This is a genomic window from Paracoccus sp. IB05 (assembly GCF_016405985.1).
Lineage (GTDB): Bacteria > Pseudomonadota > Alphaproteobacteria > Rhodobacterales > Rhodobacteraceae > Pseudogemmobacter.
On the sequence record NZ_JAEFCF010000061.1, the window covers coordinates 1 to 18,381 of the forward strand.

General features: G+C 61.8%; 17 protein-coding genes. 9 read left to right on the forward strand and 8 right to left on the reverse strand.

The features are described from left to right. On the forward strand, positions 1 to 346 hold a 346-nt coding region (locus tag JC607_RS23865), incomplete at its 5' end, for a metalloregulator ArsR/SmtB family transcription factor (protein ID WP_347233367.1). Positions 347 to 425: 79 nt separating this feature from the next. Here JC607_RS23865 and lpdA (JC607_RS23870) read toward each other — a convergent pair. From lpdA (JC607_RS23870) to JC607_RS23880, 3 genes are all read right to left on the reverse strand, one after another. After that, positions 426 to 1,835: a dihydrolipoyl dehydrogenase gene (gene lpdA / locus JC607_RS23870; RefSeq protein ID WP_198839227.1), complete on the reverse strand. Its 1,410-nt coding sequence runs from the start codon at positions 1,833 to 1,835 to the stop codon at positions 426 to 428. 149 nt (positions 1,836 to 1,984) lie between these two features. Next, on the reverse strand, positions 1,985 to 2,374 hold the full coding sequence (gene cueR, locus JC607_RS23875; RefSeq protein WP_174213285.1) for a Cu(I)-responsive transcriptional regulator: 390 nt from the start codon (positions 2,372 to 2,374) through the stop codon (positions 1,985 to 1,987). 55 nt (positions 2,375 to 2,429) lie between these two features. Then, positions 2,430 to 5,156: a heavy metal translocating P-type ATPase gene (locus tag JC607_RS23880; protein WP_174213286.1), complete on the reverse strand. Its 2,727-nt coding sequence runs from the start codon at positions 5,154 to 5,156 to the stop codon at positions 2,430 to 2,432. 159 nt (positions 5,157 to 5,315) lie between these two features. On the opposite strand from JC607_RS23880, the gene JC607_RS23890 reads away from it, so the two are divergent. The 7 genes from JC607_RS23890 (at position 5,316) to lpdA (JC607_RS23920) (ending at position 11,426) form a co-directional block, all read left to right on the forward strand. Further along, positions 5,316 to 5,510 (forward strand): heavy-metal-associated domain-containing protein, encoded by a 195-nt coding sequence (locus tag JC607_RS23890; protein WP_174213287.1) that lies wholly within the window; start codon positions 5,316 to 5,318, stop codon positions 5,508 to 5,510. Positions 5,511 to 5,523: 13 nt separating this feature from the next. Next, complete coding sequence (locus JC607_RS23895) at positions 5,524 to 5,928, forward strand: DUF305 domain-containing protein (protein WP_174213288.1); 405 nt, start codon at positions 5,524 to 5,526, stop codon at positions 5,926 to 5,928. 142 nt (positions 5,929 to 6,070) lie between these two features. Further along, positions 6,071 to 6,316, forward strand: coding sequence for a hypothetical protein (locus JC607_RS23900; RefSeq protein WP_174213289.1), 246 nt, complete (start codon positions 6,071 to 6,073; stop codon positions 6,314 to 6,316). 95 nt (positions 6,317 to 6,411) lie between these two features. Then, the gene (locus JC607_RS23905) at positions 6,412 to 6,642 is read left to right on the forward strand and encodes a heavy-metal-associated domain-containing protein (RefSeq protein ID WP_174213290.1); all 231 of its coding nucleotides are present in this window, start codon (positions 6,412 to 6,414) and stop codon (positions 6,640 to 6,642) included. Positions 6,643 to 6,817: 175 nt separating this feature from the next. Beyond that, positions 6,818 to 9,373, forward strand: a complete 2,556-nt coding sequence (locus JC607_RS23910; protein ID WP_174213291.1) for a heavy metal translocating P-type ATPase — start codon at positions 6,818 to 6,820, stop codon at positions 9,371 to 9,373. Between the two features lie 97 nt (positions 9,374 to 9,470). Further along, positions 9,471 to 9,926: a helix-turn-helix domain-containing protein gene (locus tag JC607_RS23915; RefSeq protein WP_174213292.1), complete on the forward strand. Its 456-nt coding sequence runs from the start codon at positions 9,471 to 9,473 to the stop codon at positions 9,924 to 9,926. 60 nt (positions 9,927 to 9,986) lie between these two features. Further along, the gene (gene lpdA / locus JC607_RS23920) at positions 9,987 to 11,426 is read left to right on the forward strand and encodes a dihydrolipoyl dehydrogenase (protein ID WP_174213293.1); all 1,440 of its coding nucleotides are present in this window, start codon (positions 9,987 to 9,989) and stop codon (positions 11,424 to 11,426) included. A gap of 35 nt (positions 11,427 to 11,461) precedes the next feature. Here lpdA (JC607_RS23920) and JC607_RS23925 read toward each other — a convergent pair whose 3' ends face one another. After that, positions 11,462 to 12,745 (reverse strand): Nramp family divalent metal transporter, encoded by a 1,284-nt coding sequence (locus tag JC607_RS23925; protein ID WP_174213294.1) that lies wholly within the window; start codon positions 12,743 to 12,745, stop codon positions 11,462 to 11,464. A gap of 202 nt (positions 12,746 to 12,947) precedes the next feature. On the opposite strand from JC607_RS23925, the gene mntR reads away from it, so the two are divergent. Continuing rightward, complete coding sequence (mntR, locus tag JC607_RS23930; RefSeq protein WP_174213299.1) at positions 12,948 to 13,391, forward strand: manganese-binding transcriptional regulator MntR; 444 nt, start codon at positions 12,948 to 12,950, stop codon at positions 13,389 to 13,391. Positions 13,392 to 13,441: 50 nt separating this feature from the next. Here the strand turns inward: mntR and JC607_RS23935 are convergent, their stop codons facing one another. The 4 genes from JC607_RS23935 to JC607_RS23950 all read right to left on the reverse strand — a co-directional run bounded on the left by JC607_RS23935 (position 13,442) and on the right by JC607_RS23950 (position 18,339). Beyond that, complete coding sequence (locus JC607_RS23935) at positions 13,442 to 15,781, reverse strand: heavy metal translocating P-type ATPase (protein ID WP_370584936.1); 2,340 nt, start codon at positions 15,779 to 15,781, stop codon at positions 13,442 to 13,444. Between the two features lie 203 nt (positions 15,782 to 15,984). Then, complete coding sequence (locus JC607_RS23940; RefSeq protein ID WP_174213296.1) at positions 15,985 to 17,442, reverse strand: multicopper oxidase family protein; 1,458 nt, start codon at positions 17,440 to 17,442, stop codon at positions 15,985 to 15,987. Positions 17,443 to 17,507: 65 nt separating this feature from the next. After that, positions 17,508 to 17,894: a hypothetical protein gene (locus JC607_RS23945; RefSeq protein ID WP_174213297.1), complete on the reverse strand. Its 387-nt coding sequence runs from the start codon at positions 17,892 to 17,894 to the stop codon at positions 17,508 to 17,510. Positions 17,895 to 18,000: 106 nt separating this feature from the next. Next, complete coding sequence (locus tag JC607_RS23950; RefSeq protein ID WP_174213298.1) at positions 18,001 to 18,339, reverse strand: metalloregulator ArsR/SmtB family transcription factor; 339 nt, start codon at positions 18,337 to 18,339, stop codon at positions 18,001 to 18,003. Positions 18,340 to 18,381: the final 42 nt, after the last annotated feature.

Consider the following 18,381-nt stretch of genomic DNA (forward strand, 5'->3'; position numbering starts at 1 on the left):
ACCGAATACTGAACCGGGAAGCATCACGACAGGCACTGACATGACTATCGACACTGCCGATCAGATGCTTCCCGCCGTATCCAGGATCTTCAGCCTGTTGGGTGACCCCAGCAGGCTGAAGATCTTGTTTCATTGCTTTGAAAGCCCGAAAGCGGTTTCCGAGATTGCCAGTGCCATCAGCCTGTCGCCCTCGCTGGTCAGCCACCACCTGCGCCTGATGCGCCGCGCGCGTCTGATCCGGGGAGATCGGCAGTCAAAGCAGGTCTACTACCGGGTATCCAATCCGCGCGTCGCCGAGCTGCTGCACAGCACATTGCTGCATGTGCGCGAGGAGCATCTGCACTGACACCTGCGCAGAGCGCACAATGCAAAGGGGCCGGATCCACCACCGATCCGGCCCCCCCCCATCTGCGGTGCTGCAACCTTCAGGCGTGGATCGCGCCCGAGCCGCAGGCAAGCGCCGCCTCGCGCACCGCCTCGCTGAAGGTTGGGTGGGCGTGGCAGGTCATCGCGACATCCTGCGCGGCAGCGCCGAATTCCATCGCCACACAGATCTCGTGGATCAGTTCGCCCGCCGCCGGGCCGATGATGTGGCAGCCGAGGATGCGGTCGGTTTTCTTGTCGACGATCATCTTGACCATGCCGTCGCCCTGGAACACGGCCTTGGCGCGGGCATTGCCCATCAGCGAGAACTTGCCCACCTTGTAGGCGCGGCCCTCGGCCTTCAGCTGTTCCTCGGTCTTGCCGACCGAGGCGACCTCGGGGCTGGTATAGATCACGCCGGGGATCACGTCGTAATTCATATGGCCATATTGGCCGGCCATAGTCTCGACCGCCGCGATACCCTCTTCGGACGCCTTGTGGGCCAGCATCGGGCCGGGAACCGCGTCACCGATGGCATAGATGCCGGGCACGTTGGTCTGCATCTTCGCATCCACCTTGATCTGCCCGCGCGGCAGCATCTCGACGCCCAGAGCCTCCAGCCCCAGACCCTCGGTATACGGTTTGCGCCCGGTGGCGACCAGAACCACATCGGCCTCGACCTCGACCTCGACCTCGACCTCGCCCGGCGCATCGTCGCTGCGCTGCGTCCAGCTGACCCGCGCGCCGGTCTTGGTGCGCTCGACCGATTGCACGGCGGCGCCCAGCACGAATTTCATGCCCTGCTTGATCAGGATCTTCTGGAAGCTGCGGGCGATCTCGGCGTCCAGCCCCGGTGTGATCGCATCAAGGTATTCAACCACCGTCACCTCGGTGCCCAGACGCGCATAGACCGAGCCCATTTCCAGCCCGATCACGCCCGCGCCGATCACCACCATGGATTTCGGGATCTGCCCAAGGCTGAGCGCGCCGGTCGAGGTGATGACCACCTCTTCATCCACAGTGATGCCCGGCAGCACTGTCGCCTCGGACCCGGTGGCGATCAGGATGTTATTTGCGGTATGGATCTCTTCGCCGACCTTCACCTGACCCGGCGCCGGGATCGAGGCCCAGCCCTGCAAGCGCGTGACCTTGTTCTTCTTGAACAGGAATTCGACGCCGCGGGTGTTGGTGGCCACCACGTCTTCCTTGTAGCGCAGCATCCGCTCCCAGTCGACCTTGAGCGCGGGCGCGCCGGTGATGCCCATCTTTTCAAAATTCATATGGGCTTCGTGCAGGTTGTGGGTGGCGTTAAGCAGCGCCTTTGACGGGATGCAGCCGATATTGAGGCAGGTGCCGCCAAGGGTATCGCGCCCTTCGACGCAGGCGGTTTTCAGGCCCAGCTGGGCGGCGCGGATCGCGGCGACATAGCCGCCAGGACCACTGCCGATTACAATCAGATCAAAGTCAGCCATCTATCTCTCCAGATACTTCAGGAAGGCGACGCAACAACCCCGCTTCGTGGTGCCATGCGTTGCGTTGGGAGGATTTCATGTGACGCGTACCGCAAACCGGCCGGATTGGCGTGCTTGTCTGTACCCAAGCGTCCTGGCGGCTCGAGAGGTCAGACAACATCTTGTCTTTTAAAGACAGGGCAATCGGGACGACTTTCGCTATCGCAAGCGCTGACGAGGTGATCGAGCGCGCCAGCCATTTCCTTCAACTCTGTAATTTTCTTCCCAAGTGTCTCGATATGTGCCGCGGCCCGGAGCCGCACTTCTGCATGCTTGCCATTCGGATCGCGCCAAAGACCCACCAGCTCTTCAATATCTGGCATCGAGAAGCCGAGAGCCCGGGCATATCGGACAAAGCGAAGGAACTGCACATCCGCATCAGTATACTCACGATATCCGGATGAGGTGCGGCTTGCCTGCGGGATCAATCCTGTCTGTTCGTAGTAGCGGATCATCTTTGCGGATACGCCGGATGCTCTGGCCGCTTCGCCGATGTTCATGCTGCACTCCATTTCCTTAAGGATGGGCGGCCCGGAACGGACCGCCCATTTTGCGTCAGCTCGCGACCTTGAAAGTCTTCAGCCGCAGCGCATTGCCCAGCACGAAGACGCTGGACAGCGCCATGGCACCGGCGGCGAAGACTGGCGACAGCAGGATGCCGTAGGATGGGTAGAGCAGACCCGCGGCAACCGGGATCAGGGCGGCGTTATAGACAAAGGCCCAGAACAGGTTCTGCCGGATATTGCCGATGGTCGCCTTGGACAGGGCGATGGCATTCGGCACACCTTGCAGGCTGCCCGACATCAGCACCACATCCGCCGCCTCGATGGCGATGTCGGTGCCGGTGCCGATGGCAAGGCCCACATCCGCTTCCGCCAGCGCGGGCGCGTCGTTGATGCCGTCGCCGACAAAGGCCACCTTGCCATGCTCGGCCTTCAGACGACGCACCGCCTCTACCTTGCCATCGGGCAGGACCTCGGCCACAACCTCATCGATGCCCAGACGGGCGGCGATGGCCTGCGCGGTGCGTTTGTTGTCGCCGGTGATCATGGCGACCTTCAGGCCCAGATCGTGCATCGCCTTGATCGCAGCCGGAGTCGTCGGCTTGATCGGGTCGGCGACCGCGATGATCGCTGCCAGCTTGCCACCGATGGCGGCATAAAGCGGCGATTTGCCCTCGTTGCCCAGACGTTCGGCGACCGAGGCAAAGTTCGACACATCAAGGCCCAGCTCCGTCATATAGCGGTCAGCACCGATTTCGACACGCTGGTCGTTGACCATGGCCTTGACGCCAAAGCCGGTGACGGATTCGAAGTCAGCGATGGTGGGCAGCGTCAGCCCCTCGGCCTCGGCAGCCTCCACGATGGCACGGGCGATCGGGTGTTCCGAACGCGCTTCGACAGCGGCAACCATGGCCAGCACCTGCGCGCGGTCAAAGCCTGCGGACAGTTCCAGATCGGTCAGCGCGGGCTTTCCTTCGGTCAGGGTGCCGGTCTTGTCGACGGCGACGACCCTGGCGTCCTTCAGCAGTTGCAGCGCCTCGCCCTTGCGGAACAGCACGCCCAGTTCGGCACCCCGGCCGGTGCCGACCATGATCGAGGTCGGTGTGGCCAGGCCCATGGCGCAGGGGCAGGCGATGATCAGCACAGCCACGGCATTGACCAGCGCAAAGGTCAGCGCGGGCGACGGGCCGAAATACAGCCATGCGGCAAAGGTCAGGGCGGCGACACCAAAGACGACCGGCACGAAATACATCGTCACCTTGTCGACCATTGCCTGGATCGGCAGTTTCGAGCCTTGCGCCTCTTCGACCATACGGATGATCTGCGAGAGCACGGTATTGCCGCCGACCGCTGTGGCGCGGATGGCAAAGGCACCCTTTTGGTTCACGGTGCCGGCGACGACCTCGCTACCAGACTTCTTGCCGACCGGGATCGGCTCGCCGGTGATCATCGACTCGTCGACATAGCTTTCACCTTCGACCACCTCACCATCGACCGGAATACGCTCGCCGGGGCGAACCTCGACCACATCGCCGGAGAGCACGGCGTCGATGGCAACCTCGACCACCTTGCCGTCACGGCGCACTCGGGCGGTCTTGGCCTGCATGCCGACCAGCCGCTTGATCGCCTCTGAGGTACGGCCCTTGGCGCGTGCTTCCAGCAGACGGCCCAGCAGGATCAGCGTCACAATGACGGCCGCAGCCTCATAATAGACGTTGATCGTCCCCGGTGGCAGGAAGCCAGGCGAGAAGGTCGCGACCAGCGAATAGCCATAAGCCGCCAGCGTCCCCACGGCGACGAGAGAGTTCATGTCGGGCGTCAACCGACGCAGTGCGGGCAGACCCTTCTCATAGAAGCGGATTCCCGGCACAAAGAGCACAATCGTCGTCAGTGCGAACTGGACATACCAACTGGCTTGCATGCCGATGGTGCGGGCGATCAGGTCGTGAACGCCCGGAATGACATGCGAGCCCATTTCCAGCAGGAAGACCGGCAGGGTAAGAACGGCGGCAATGGTCAGATCGCGCTTCAACTCGCGATATTCGGCGGCCTTCTTCTCGGCGCGCTCGTCATCTTCGGCGGTACCTGCGGCGCTGGCCGTGACCAAAAGCTTCGCATCATATCCCGCTGCAGCAATGGCCGCGATCAGTGCGGCAGTGTCGGCCTTGCCCTGAACCGTCGCCTTTTCGGTGGCAAGGTTGACGACGGCCTGAGTGACGCCAGGTACCTCCTTCAGCGCGCGCTCGACACGACCGACGCAAGAAGCGCAGGTCATGCCTTCAATAGCGATTTCGACCGCCGCCGCTGACGGGGTCAGCAGTTTGGCGTCATAGCCTGCCTCCGCGATGGCTGCGATCAGTGCGGAACTGTCGGCAGAGCCCTGAACGGAGGCCTTTTCGGTCGCGAGGTTGACGACAGCCTGGGTGACACCCGGCACTTCTTTCAGGGCCCGTTCGACCCTGCCCACGCAAGATGCGCAGGTCATGCCTTCAATCGCGATTTCAACTGGGCCGGTAGCAACAGGGACTGCGGCCATGAAGCTTGCGGAGACATCATAGCCAGCATCCTCGACTGCTTTCACCAATGCTGCGCGATCAACCTTGCCGTCAGCAGTAATGCTTGCCTTTTCGGTTGCCAGATTGACGACCGCATTGGCAACGCCCGGCACGGCTTTCAGCGCGCGTTCCACGCGTCCGACACAGGACGCGCAGGTCATGCCCTCGATGGGCAAAGAGATTGCTGCGTTTGTCTGGTCCGCAGCTCGAACGGGGGCTTTCATAGCCGCCTCCTTCCTACATGGATTCGAGTTCGGAACCTAAGATGGTGCTTCCAGTGGCAGGAAGGTCAAGTGCAAAAAAGAACAAAAACCGCCCTTGACCTTCCAGTTGGTGGAAACCCTATATCGCTTGGCATGAGACACGAACCCAAGGAGGCTCTCATGCAATTCCACGTGGAATCGATGACCTGCGGCGGCTGCGCACGGTCTGTCACTAAGGCCATTGAGTCGGTCGATGCTCAGGCAAAGATCGAAACCGATCCGCCGACCCGCACGGTCAAGGTGGAAACCTCTGCAACGCAGGACGACATCCTGAAGGTCCTTGACCTTGCCGGATACCCTGCCACCGCGAAGTAACCGGAGACAGAATATGAACAAGCTGACCCCGATGTTCATCGGCGGCGCTCTCGCCATTTCTGCGGGGCTCGCCTTTGCCCAAAGCCAGCTGCCCGAGGGTGGCAATGCGGGCGGAATGGCCGGCCATGACATGTCGACCATGGGCGGCACAGCCGCTACCGACAGCCCCTCTACTGCAGCCTATACTGCGGTGATGGATGTCATGATGCGTGACATGATGGTGCCCTATACCGGCGATGCCGATGTCGACTTCATGCGCGGGATGATCCCGCACCACCAAGGTGCCATCGACATGGCGAAAGTCGTGCTTGAATATGGGTCCGACCCCGAAGTGCGTGCGCTTGCCGAAGAGGTGATCAAGGCGCAGGAAGGCGAAATCGCCATGATGCAGGAATGGCTTGCAGCGCGTGGCAACTAAGCCCTTGCCGACCAGGCCTCTGAAGACGGGCGTCCCCGGCGCCCGTCTGCCGCACCGGATACCGGAAGCAGTTCATAGGGCACGGGGACAAGCCGCGGACAGGCCATCATCGGGCATGCCTGCCGCAATCCTTGACTGACCCATGGTGGAAAAGACACCGGATATATGGCTCGACCTCCTCAGGGAGGCCGATGTTTCGCCGGATGGCCATCTCGACCTGACCGACGACTCCCGGATTCAGGTGGCAGAGCGCATGACGGATCTTGGCTTTCTGCGTGTGATCCGGGCCCGCAGATACGCCATCACCGCGAAGGGACGCATGCTTCTGAGCGCGGAGGCTCCCGTCACCGGGTTGAGCCGCCTTCGGAAATTCCTGCGGCAACAATGACGAAGGATGTGGGCCGATCGTCGGTGAAAATACCACTTGCTCCTACAGTCGCTGCAGCGCGTACGGTTGCTGCGAATCACATCACGGAGACAGCGATGTCGACCATTTCGACTCTTGAATACCAGATTGGCGGTATGGATTGCGGCAGCTGTGCTGGCACCATCCGCACCGCCATCGAACGCATGCCGGGCGTGTCCGAATTCAACGTCTCGGTCGCGCGCGAACGCATGAAGCTCACGTTGGATGAAAGCAAGACCGACCGCGCAAAGATCGAAAAGGTCATCAAGAGCCTCGGCTTTTCCCCAAGCGCTTTGGCTGGAAAGTAGTTTTCGCGAAATACGGCAGTCAGATTGGTTCGCTCGCCACGCTTCCGTCAAGGGGGCGTGGGTCTGCTGCATGGATGATTTGTCACTAAGATATTGATATAAATAAATTTCTTGATTCTCTAGTGACTAGAGGGATTAGTGTCCGCCCGAATCAGACGTGACTGGAGTCAGTGCAATGGCACGATCGGGATCGGCACCCAAAAAGCTGGAATACGAAATTGGCGGCATGGATTGCGCAAGTTGTGCGACGACCATCCAAACCGCAATCGACCGGATGCCCGGGGTCAGTGAACTGCGGATCTCTGTCGCGCGTGAGCGGATGCAGCTGTTGCTGGATGAGAAGCAGACCGGGCAGGAGAAGATCGTCAAGGCGGTCAAAAGCCTCGGATTTTCCGCCACGCTGATTGGCGAGGGAGCCGCCAACCAGAACCACGATCATGCCGCGCATGAGGGCTGCAAAGCTCACGATCACTCTGGCCATGACCACGCTGCCCATGATCATTCCGGTCACGACCACGACCACGACCACGGCACCTGCGGCGGCGATCACGCCCATGGCAGCCATGAGGCGGAACCTGTCGCGAAAGCCGGCCAGACCGTGATGAAGGTCGGCGGCATGGATTGCGCAAGCTGTGCCGGCACCATCACCACCGCGCTGCAAGGAATGCCCGGCGTCAGCGATGTGCAGGTCTCGGTAGCGCGTGAGCAGATGACGCTGACCCTAGCCCCCGGCATGACCAGCATCGGCCAGATCCAGGATGCGGTGCGCAAGCTGGGCTTCACTGCCGAAATGCCGTCCGCCGCCGCGGCCGATGCCGGATTGCCGTCCGAGCCGGAAGAGGCGCAGCGCAAAAAGGCCTGGTGGCAGGCGCCCAAGGCCAAGCAGCTTGGCATTGCGGCCGCGGCCATCGGCGGCGCCTATCTCGCCACCTTCCTGCAGCCCGACATCGAATACTGGGCCTTCACGCTGGCCACGGTGATCGCCGTCTGGCCGATTGCGCGCAAAGCCTTTGTCGCCGCCCGCTATGGCGCGTTCTTCACCATCCAGATGCTGATGACCATCGCCGCCATCGGCGCCGTCATCATCGGTGAACAAGAAGAGGCGGCGGTCGTCATCCTGCTGTTTACGCTGGGTGAAATGCTCGAAGGCCTTGCAGCGGACCGCGCGCGCTCGGGTATCCGGGCGCTTGGCAAGCTCTTGCCGCGCGACGCGTTGGTCGAGGGGCAGGATGGCAGCACCACCAGGGTCGCCGCCGACAGCCTGCGCATCGGCCAGATCGTCATCGCCCGCCCCGGCGACCGGATTGCCGCCGATGGCGAGATCCTGACCGGCATTTCCTCGGTCGATGAATCGCCCGTCACCGGCGAAAGCGTGCCCGTCTCGAAACAGCCTGGCGAGCGTGTGCGGGCTGGCACCGTCAACCACGATGCCACCCTGCGCATCCAGGTCGACCGCGCCCCCGAGGACAACACCATCGCGCGCATCATCGCCATGGTCGAAGAGGCGCAGGACGCCAAGGCCCCGACCGAGCGCTATATCGACCGGCTGTCGCGCGTCTATATGCCCATTATCCTGACCATTGCCGCAATGGTTGCTGTGGTACCGCCGCTGATGGGCTGGGGCGACTGGCAGACCTGGATCTATCGCGCCCTCGCGCTGATCCTGATCGGATGCCCCTGTGCACTGGTGATTTCGGTGCCGGCAGCGGTCGCGTCCAGCCTTTCTGCCGGTGCTCGTGCAGGTATGCTCATCAAGGGCGGCGCGGTCCTGGAGATGCTGGCCAGCACCAAATATGTCGCATTTGACAAAACCGGAACACTGACGCTGGGCAAACCCAAGGTCACGGATGCAGTGGCCGTCAACGGCGAGTTGCCCCGCATGCTGGCGCTCTCCGCTGCGATCGAACGCGAAAGCTCGCACCCGCTTGCGACGGCCATCGTCGCTCATGCGAGCGAGACCGGCGCCGATAGTCTTGCAGCATCGGATGTCCGCATCGTGCCGGGCAAGGGCATGGAGGGGAAAGTCCAGGGCCAGAGCGTCTTCATCGGTGCGCCGAAGCATGCGGCGGAACGCGCGCCCCTGCCGGAGGATGCGGCAAAGCACATCGCAGCACTTGAGGAGCAGGGCAAGACCGTGGCCGTGGTCGTGGTTGCCGGGAACACGATGGGCCTGATCGCCATGCGCGACGAGCCGCGCTCGGAAAGCAAGGCGGCGATTGCCGCGCTGAAGGCGCAATCGGTCACCCCCCTGATGATGACCGGCGACAACCCCCGGACCGGCGGCGCCATCGGTCGCCAACTCGGCATCGACGTGAAGGCGGGGATGCTGCCAGAAGACAAGTCGCGGGCTGTGGCTGAAATCGCAGCAAAACAGACCATCGTGATGGTTGGTGACGGAGTGAATGATGCCCCGGCGCTTGCTGCGGCGCAGGTCGGGGTTGCCATCGGCTCTGGCACCGATGTCGCGATGGAGGCCGCTGATGCCGCCCTGATGCGCGACCGGGTGGATGACATCCCGCGCATGATCGCTCTGTCGCGAGCAACGATGCGGAACATTCGGCAGAATGTGGGGATTTCGCTGGGCCTGAAGGCCATCTTCCTTGTGACCACGGTGACCGGCGTGACGGGCCTCTGGCTTGCGGTCTTCGCCGATACCGGCGCGACCGTGCTGGTGACGGCCAATGCCATGCGCCTCCTCGGCTTCTTCCGAGGCAAATCCCGCGCGGCCTGAAGCGCGCCTCGTAACCAAAGCACCCCCGCCCCGGGGGGGGGGGTGCCTTTTGATCAATGGCCCCGAAAATGCGCCCGGATGCCGAGGAGTGAATGACATGAATATGAGCATCGGAAGCCTGTCAAAACAAACCGGCGTCAAAGTGACGACAATTCGGTACTATGAGATGATTCATCTACTGCCGGAGGGCGTGCGCGACGGGGGCAACCGGCGTCGCTATGACCAGTCAGCAGTGGATCGCCTGCGCCTGATCCGCCATGCAAGGGCTATGGGCTTCGAGATAGATGCGATCCGAAGCCTCATCGATGTGATCGACAAGCCCGCTGGCAGTTGCCGCGAGGCCGATGACATCGCCCGATCCCATCTGGAAGACGTTCGCAGACGTATTCGGGACCTGCAGATGCTCGAGGCAGAACTTGCCCGGATGGCATCCGGGTGCGACGATCAGGGAGTCGCAAACTGTCGCGTCATGTCCTCGCTGACGGATCACACATTCTGCGGCACCGAACATCACAGCCATCCCGCCACACTTGTCAGCCGGCGCACCCAATAGGATGCTGCGGCAAACATGACGACAGCGCCGGCCATCCCGGCTGGAACAGAAAGGAAGCCCATGTCCCAGAATTATGACGTTGTCGTCGTGGGTTCAGGTCCGGGCGGCTATATCGCAGCGATCCGCGCGGCACAGCTGGGCCTGAAAACCGCAATCGTCGAGCGCGAGCATATCGGCGGCATCTGCGCCAACTGGGGATGCATCCCGGCCAAGGCGCTGTTGCGCTCGGCCGAGGTGATGACGCTGGCCAGCCACGGGCAGGAATTCGGCGTCGACATCACGGGCCTTGCGCCCAATCTGGGGAAGATCACCAGCCGGGCGCGCGTCGTCGCCGAACGCATGGCGGGTGGCGTGACCTTTCTTATGAAAAAGAACAAGGTCGACATCATCTGGGGCGAGGCAAAGCTGACCGCCCCCGGCGCGATCAACGTCACCGCCCCGACCAAATCCGCAATGCAGCCGCAGGGCCCGATCCCCAAAGGCGTCAAAGGCCCCGGCACCTATATCGCCAAGCACATCATTGTGGCGACCGGTGCCCGCCCGCGCGCCATCCCCGGACTGGAACCCGACGGCAAGCTGATCTGGACGTATTTCGAGGCGATGGTGCCGCAAGAGATGCCAAAATCCCTGTTAATCGTCGGCTCTGGCGCAATCGGCATCGAATTTGCCTCTTTCTACCGCGCACTTGGGGTCGAGGTGACGGTGGTCGAGATGCTGGCGCAAATCATGCCGGTCGAAGATGCCGAAATTTCGAATTTCGCGCAAAAGCGGTTCGAGAAGATGGGCATCAAATTCCTTATGGAGGCCAAGGTTGGCAAGGTCGACAAGGCCGCCAATTCCATCACCGCACATGTGGAAACCAAGGGCGGCAAGGTCCAGACCATCAACGCCGACCGGATGATGCTGGCTGCTGGTGTGCAGTGCAACGTGGAAAACATCGGGCTGGAAACGGTCGGCGTAAAGGTCGAGCGCGGCGTCATCGCCATCGACGGCTATTGCCGCACCAATGTGCCGGGCATCTATGCCATCGGCGATGTGGCCGGGCCGCCGATGCTGGCGCACAAGGCGGAACATGAGGGCGTGATCTGCGTCGAAAAGATCGCCGGGCTGGACCCGCATCCGATGGACAAGCTGCGCATTCCGGGCTGCACCTATGGCAATCCGCAGGTCGCCTCGGTAGGGCTGACCGAGGCCCGCGCGCGCGAGGCGGGCCACGTGGTCCGCGTCGGCCGGTTCCCCTTTATCGGCAATGGCAAGGCCATCGCCCTGGGCGAGGATCAGGGGCTGGTCAAGACCATCTTCGACGCGAAAACCGGTCAGCTTTTGGGCGCGCATATGGTAGGCGCCGAAGTGACCGAGTTGATCCAGGGTTTCCTCGTGGCGATGAACCTGGAGACCACCGAAGAGGATCTGATCCACACCATCTTCCCGCACCCCACGCTGTCGGAGACGATGAAGGAAAGCGTGCTGGACGCCTATGGCCGCGTGCTGAACATGTAAGAACGGGGGGCCATGCCGCAGGGCATGGCCCTTCCTTATCCCAGGAACGGGATCGGCAGACCAAAAGTGCTGGCCAGCAGCACGAAATTCAGCCCCAGCACCACCGCCGCTCCGGTATAGGCTAGCACACGCAGGGCCGGGCTCATGACGTATTCGCCCATGATGTCGCGGCGCGAGGTGAAGATGATCAGCGCGATCATCGGCACTGGCAGGCCGATGGATAGGACGACCTGGCTCATTACCAGAGCCTCGGTCGCGTTGACGCCCGCTGCCACCACGGCAAAGGCCGGGGCCATCGTCACCAGCCGGCGTATCCAGATCGGCACGTGAAAGCGCAGGAAACCCTGCATGATCATCTGCCCGGCCATCGTCCCCACCACCGAGGAAGACACACCCGAGGTGATCAGCGACACCAGAAAGACCGAGGCCGCAGCCGCGCCCAGCAAAGGCGTCAGCAACTGATAGGCAGTCTCGATTTCCGCGACGCCGCTGTTGCCGTCGTGGAATGCCCCGGCCGCCATCATCACCATGGCCATGTTGACCATGCCAGCGATGGCCAGCGCCACCACGACCTCGATGTTGGAATAGCGCAGGACTTTACGGCGCTCACTCTCGTTGCGGATGGTAACGCGCGATTGCGTCAGGCTGGAATGCAGATAGATCGCATGCGGCATGACGGTAGCACCGATGATGCCCACAGCGATGGTCAGCGCCGCAGTATCGGGCAGGTTCGGAGTAATCAGGCCAGCGGCCGCAGACTGCCAGTCGACAGGCGTGATCCAGATCTCGATCAGGTAGCAAAGGCTGATGATGGCGACCATGGTGCCGATAATCAGCTCCATCGTGCGGAAGCCACGTTTCTCAAAGATCAGGATACCGTAGGTCACAATAGCGGTGACGACCATGCCCCAGATCAGCGGCAGGCCAAACAGCAGCGACAACCCAATGGCACCACCCAGAAACTCAGCCAGATCGGTGGCCATGGCGGCGATTTCACTGACCACCCACATCGCCCACACGACGGGCCTGGGGAAAGTGTCGCGTGACATTTCCGCCAGATTCTTGCCGGTGACGATGCCCAATCGCGCCGACAGGCCCTGAAACATCATCGCAATCAGATTGGCCAGCAGAACCACCCACAGCAGCTGATAGCCATATCCCGCGCCCGCCTGAATATTGGTCGCATAGTTGCCCGGATCGACATAGGCGATCGAGGCGATGACGGCGGGCCCCGCGAACAGAAATTTGCTGAAGAACCCCTGCCGTTTTCCGGCGAGAATGGCGGCCATCTGGATGCGGGCGCGATCGGAACTGGTCATGAAGTGGCACGTGAATGAAGGTTGGCTATCTCGTAGAGTATAGCCATGGCTATATCATAGTCAATCGTATCTATTTTGTAGCTTCATGCAAGAAGATGAGCGTAGGTTTGCAAAGCTGCATCGCGGCATCTATGTTTACCCGGGAACTACACTGGAAACCGCCGATCCGTGTTCTCGCGGCGGGCACCTCTTGGAGAGCAGCATGTCAAATGCCCCGGCGCACCCCCCAGCGTCCTTGCAAGCCAGACGTTTTGCGCATGCGCGCGAATGCCAGGCGAGGGCGCTGCTCGAGGACTATGTCGAAATGATCAGCGATTTGATTTCGGTGAGTGGTGAAGCAAGGGTAGCTGATATTGCTGAGCGAATGGGCGTTGCTCAGCCGACGGCCACCAAGGCCATCGGAAGGCTGAAACGCGAAGGGCTGGCGACCTCACGCCCCTATCGCGGGATTTTCCTGACAGATGCGGGTGCCGAACTGGCGGAACGTGTCCGCGCGCGCCACCGGACCGTCGTTGCCCTGCTCGTGGCCGTCGGTGTGCCCGCCGAAATCGCAGAGATCGATGGCGAGGGGCTGGAGCACCATGTCTCGGCCAGAACGCTTGCGGCTTTCGAGAAATTCCTTGCCGCACAAAACCGGCCGAAGTGATCTGGGCGACAGCGGAGCTTGCCGCCCGGATCCTTTTCAATACGCCGTGATCATAGTTTGACGCGCCGCAACCGCAGCGCATTGGCGATCACGGAAACCGAGGACAGGCTCATGGCGGCCGCCGCGAACATCGGCGACAGCAGCCAGCCGGTCAGCGGATAGAAGATCCCAGCCGCAATCGGGATGCCCGCCGTGTTGTAGGCGAAGGCAAAGAACAGGTTCTCCTTGATGTTGCGCAGCGTCGCCTTCGCAAGGTTGCGTGCCCGCACCACGCCCAGCAGATCGCCGCCAAGCAGGGTCAGCCCGGCGCTTTCAACCGCGACATCCGCCCCGGTTCCCATCGCAATGCCGACATCGGCGGCTGCCAGCGCCGGCGCATCGTTCACGCCATCGCCCGCCATGGCGATGACTTCGCCGCGTTTGCGCAACTCTTCGATCAGCGCCTTCTTGTCCTCGGGCATCACTCCGGCGCGGACCTCGTCGATGCCAAGCCGTGCCGCCACCGCTTCGGCGGTGCGCTGGTTGTCCCCTGTCGCCATGATGATCTTCAGGCCTTGCTCGTGCAGCAGACGAATGGCCTCGACCGTGGTTGCCTTGATCGGGTCTGCCACCGCGACGATCCCTGCGACAGCGCCATCAATCGCGATGAACATGGCGGTCTTGCCCTCGGTGCGCATTTCATCGGCCCGCGCCTCATGCGCAGTGGGATCGAGGCCCACTTCGCGCATCATCGCGGCATTTCCGAGCGCGACCGGCTGGCCATCCACCCGGCCCTGCACCCCCTTGCCGGTGACGGCGGCGAAATCCGTAGCGGATTTGCGTTGGGTGCCGCGCGCTTCGGCCCCGCCGACGATCGCCTCGGCCAGCGGGTGCTCCGATCCGCGCTCCAGCGCCGCCGCCACCGCGAGGATGTCGGCCTCCGGCACCGATCCAAGGGTGATCACATCGGTCAGCGCGGGCTTACCCTCGGTCAGGGTGCCGGTCTTGTCGACGACCAGCGTGGTGACGGCGGCCATACGCTCCAGCGCTTCGGCGTTCTTGACCAGCACACCGGCCTGCGCGCCGCGCCCTGCGGCCGTAGTGATCGAAATCGGGGTCGCCAGACCAAGCGCACAGGGGCAGGCGATGATCAGCACCGACACCGCCGAGGCGACCGCAAAGATCAGTGCGGGCTCTGGACCCCAGATGAACCAACCGATGAAAGCGAGGATTGCGACTAGCACCACCGTTGGCACGAAGATCGACGCCACCCGGTCGGCAAGCCCCTGGATCGGCGCGCGCGACCGGCGGGCGCCGGCAACCATGTTGACGATCTGCGACAGCACGGTATCGGCACCCACACGGCGGGCCTCGATCACCAGACTGCCGTTCTTGTTGATGGTGCCGCCAGTGACGTGATCGCCCGCGGTCTTTTCCACCGGCACAGGCTCGCCGGTGATCATGCTTTCATCGACCGACGAGCCCCCCTCAACCACCGTGCCATCAACCGGTACGCTGTCGCCGGGGCGCACGCGAAGGCGGTCACCCTGCATGATGTTGTCCAAAGGCGCGTCATATTCGGTGCCATCCGCCAGCACCCGCCGCGCGGTCTTGGGAGCAAGATTCAGCAGCGCCTTGATCGCATCGCCAGTACGTTCACGGGCGCGCAATTCCAGTACCTGGCCGACAAACACCAGGGCCACGATGACCACTGCCGCCTCGAAATAGGTACCGACGCCATGGCCGGAGCGATAGGCCTCCGGGAATATGCCCGGCCACACCGTCGCCACGATGGAATAGAGGAAGGCGGCGCCGACACCCAGAGAGATCAGCGTCCACATATTCGGTGAACGGTTTATGATGCTGTCCCAGCCGCGCTTGAAAAACGGCGCAGCGGCCCAGAGCACGATGGGCGTCGCCAGTGCGAATTCTATCCATGGCGCGTTCATCGGACCGACCCATTGCCGGACCGGGATGCCGATCATATCGCCCATGGTCAGAAGCATCAGCGGGATAGCGGCAGCAAGGCTGATCCACATGCGACGGGTGAAGTCGACCAGTTCATGGCTGGGCTCATCATCGGTCGTGGGGATCATCGGCTCCAGCGCCATCCCGCAGAGTGGGCAGGATCCAGGGGCGTCGCGCACGATCTCGGGATGCATCGGACAGGTGTATTGCGTGCCCGCCGCCACCGCCTTGGGCTTGTTCGCAGCATTGCCCGACGCGTAGAACCAGGGGTCCGCTTCGAATTTCGTCTGGCATTTGGCCGAACAGAAGTAGTGGGTTTTGCCCTGGAACTCTTGCTTGCGGCTGTCGGGCTTGATCGTCACCTGCATGCCGCAGACGGGATCGGTCGTCACTTCCGCACCCGGATCCGGCGGTGTCATATCATGGCCACCATGGCCTGGCATCGTGCCATGCGCGCTGTGATCGTTGGAATTGTTCATGTCACACTCTCCTCTCCTTGATCCAGCGGCGGCTGTCACAGGATCAAAAGGGCCGTATTTCAGGTAAGCAACGCTGCATCCGGGATTGCGGGTCCGTCAAGAAAGCTCCGCACAGGAATTGCGTGCCAATGAATGGGTAAGCGGGCGGATTTACCGCCCGCCATACTTCAGGCGGAGACGCTGAATTCCGTCATCATGCCCGTTTGCAGGTGCGGCATATGATGGCAATGCAGCATCCAGCGCGCGGCTTCACCTGCGTCCATCGCAATGGTCACGGCGGCCATGGGAGGCACATAGACAGTGTCACGACGGGCTCCATCAACCCGCCGACCATTGATGTCGACAACCTGAAAAACGTGGCCGTGCAGGTGCATCGGGTGGCCCATCATCGACATGTTGTGGAACATGATCTCGACGCGCTCGCCCGAAACAGCTCCCAGCGGTTTGTGACTGCCCCAGACATTGCCGTCGATGGTCCAGACATAGGGCTGCATCGAGCCGCCGAGCATCACCATATGGATCCGCTGTGCCGCGCGCTGTGGCAGGTTTTCCGCCGCTTTCAACCGCAATTCCTGCGCCATATCAATGTCGAAGGCGGGCGACGCCTCCTCTGCCATGCCAGACAGACGCTCTACCGTTGCACCTGATGTCGCGAGGAACAGGCCGGTCCGCTCACGCGCACCTTCGCGAAGCGCAAGGATCGGCCATGCGCCCTCGCCCGGCAAGGTAATCTCGATATCCATGCGTTGCCCCATGGCGATACCAAAGCGGCTGCCCTCAAACGGCTGAACGGCGTGCCCGTCCACCGCGACAAGACGTCCGGGCAAAACGCCGGTTTCGATCCAGAACACGGTGGAAGAGGCGCCGTTGATCACGCGCATCAGAACCTTACCACCCTTTTCGACCCGCACGACATCGGGATCCGACAGGGTGCGGTCATTGGTTAGATAGGCATCCCAATCATAGTCGTTCAGATCCATGGCCATGCCGTCCATGTTCATGCCGGAATGATCCATTCCGGGCATCGCGCCCATGTCATTGCCTTGCTCCGGTGCGGCACTCATGTTGGACATGTCATGGCCGCCACCATGGCCGCCGGTGATCTCCGCCATAATCTCTTCCGGCTCCTTGAACGACATGTCGTGCAGGAACATCACCACCTGTTGGCGATCTGCCCGCATGTCCTCGTCGCTTTGCACGATCAGCGGCGCGGCGAGCAGCTTCATTTCCTGCAACGGAATATGCGCGTGCATCCAGTATGTTCCGGGCATCGTCGCATAGTCGTAGGAACGACTTTCGCCCGGCATCAGCATCGGACGCGGCAGATCCGGTACGCCATCCTGATCGTTCGGCGGGATCTGGCCATGCCAATGGATCAGCGTCGGTATATCCAGTTCATTGGTCAGATCGACCCTGAATCGCTGCCCCGGATCAAGGACAAGACCCTGACCGCCTAGGCCTTCAAGCCCGAAAACAGTAGCTGCGCGCCCGTCGATATCCAGAACACGCGTCGCTGCCTTCAGCGAAAGCACCTGATCCTGTGCGCGTGCGACGCGGGGAAGTGCCGGAGCCAGCACCATGGCTGCGCCTGCCGCCAAAACTCCACGGCGTGAAATAGTCGTCATTTTCCATCTCCTGATGGGAAAAATTCCTGTGGGTGTCCGCCAGTCTTTCCGACCGGCATCGGAATTTAGATCAGGAGAGGTTTGGGAGGTCGGTCCTGCAAAGCGGGAACACGCCCCGTCAAACGTGAGGAGTCATTGTTTCGCCACCGCGATACGAAGGCCTCAGATGCCCGGAGGCCGTATTTCTCGGCGAAGGTAAAGGTGGTCAGTTTGGCACAGTATGCAGCGCAGAGACCGGCTTCATCGGTGCAGGCCGAGTTTTCTGTGCAATGGTTGTCTTTCATCGGTCGAGCATTCCCATGCCCTCCCCCATGTTCGTCATCGCTGACCATGACCGAGTGAGACGTCGCACGGGACGTATCTTCCATCGCCATGCGGGTGCCATGGCTCATCGTTGCCAAAGAAACAAAGGCAAAGGAAATCAAAGCGATGATGGCGACGAGTTGACGCATGACTTTTGTCCCAAGGCTTCACGACTATATCCTAGGCGACCAATGAAGTCGAGATCGTCCCGGAGCTGTGAAAGAGCTACGGCGCATGGAGTGCGAAACGAGCCAGTCAGTCCGCCTCGTGCTCGTGGCCATGCGCTGAATGATGGTCTTCGCGGACGTGGACCAGCATATCGAGGAGGACATCCGTCACATGCTCATCAGAAATCCGGTAGAAAATCTGCTTCGCGCGCCTTTCGCCACTGACCAGCCGTGCGCCCCGCAACAGCCGCAAATGGTGGCTGACCAATGACTGCGAGAGATCAAGAGCAGCGGCCATTTCGGAAACCGCTTTCGGTCCATCGACACAATGCAGCAAAATCTTCAGCCTGCTGGGATCACCCAGCAGGCGAAAGGTTTCGGCCAGAACACTTAGTTCCTGACTGGTGACATTTGAGTCCTGAGTCACGGATGCCGCCTTCCTTTTTCGGACCTAAGTCTCATTCACAGA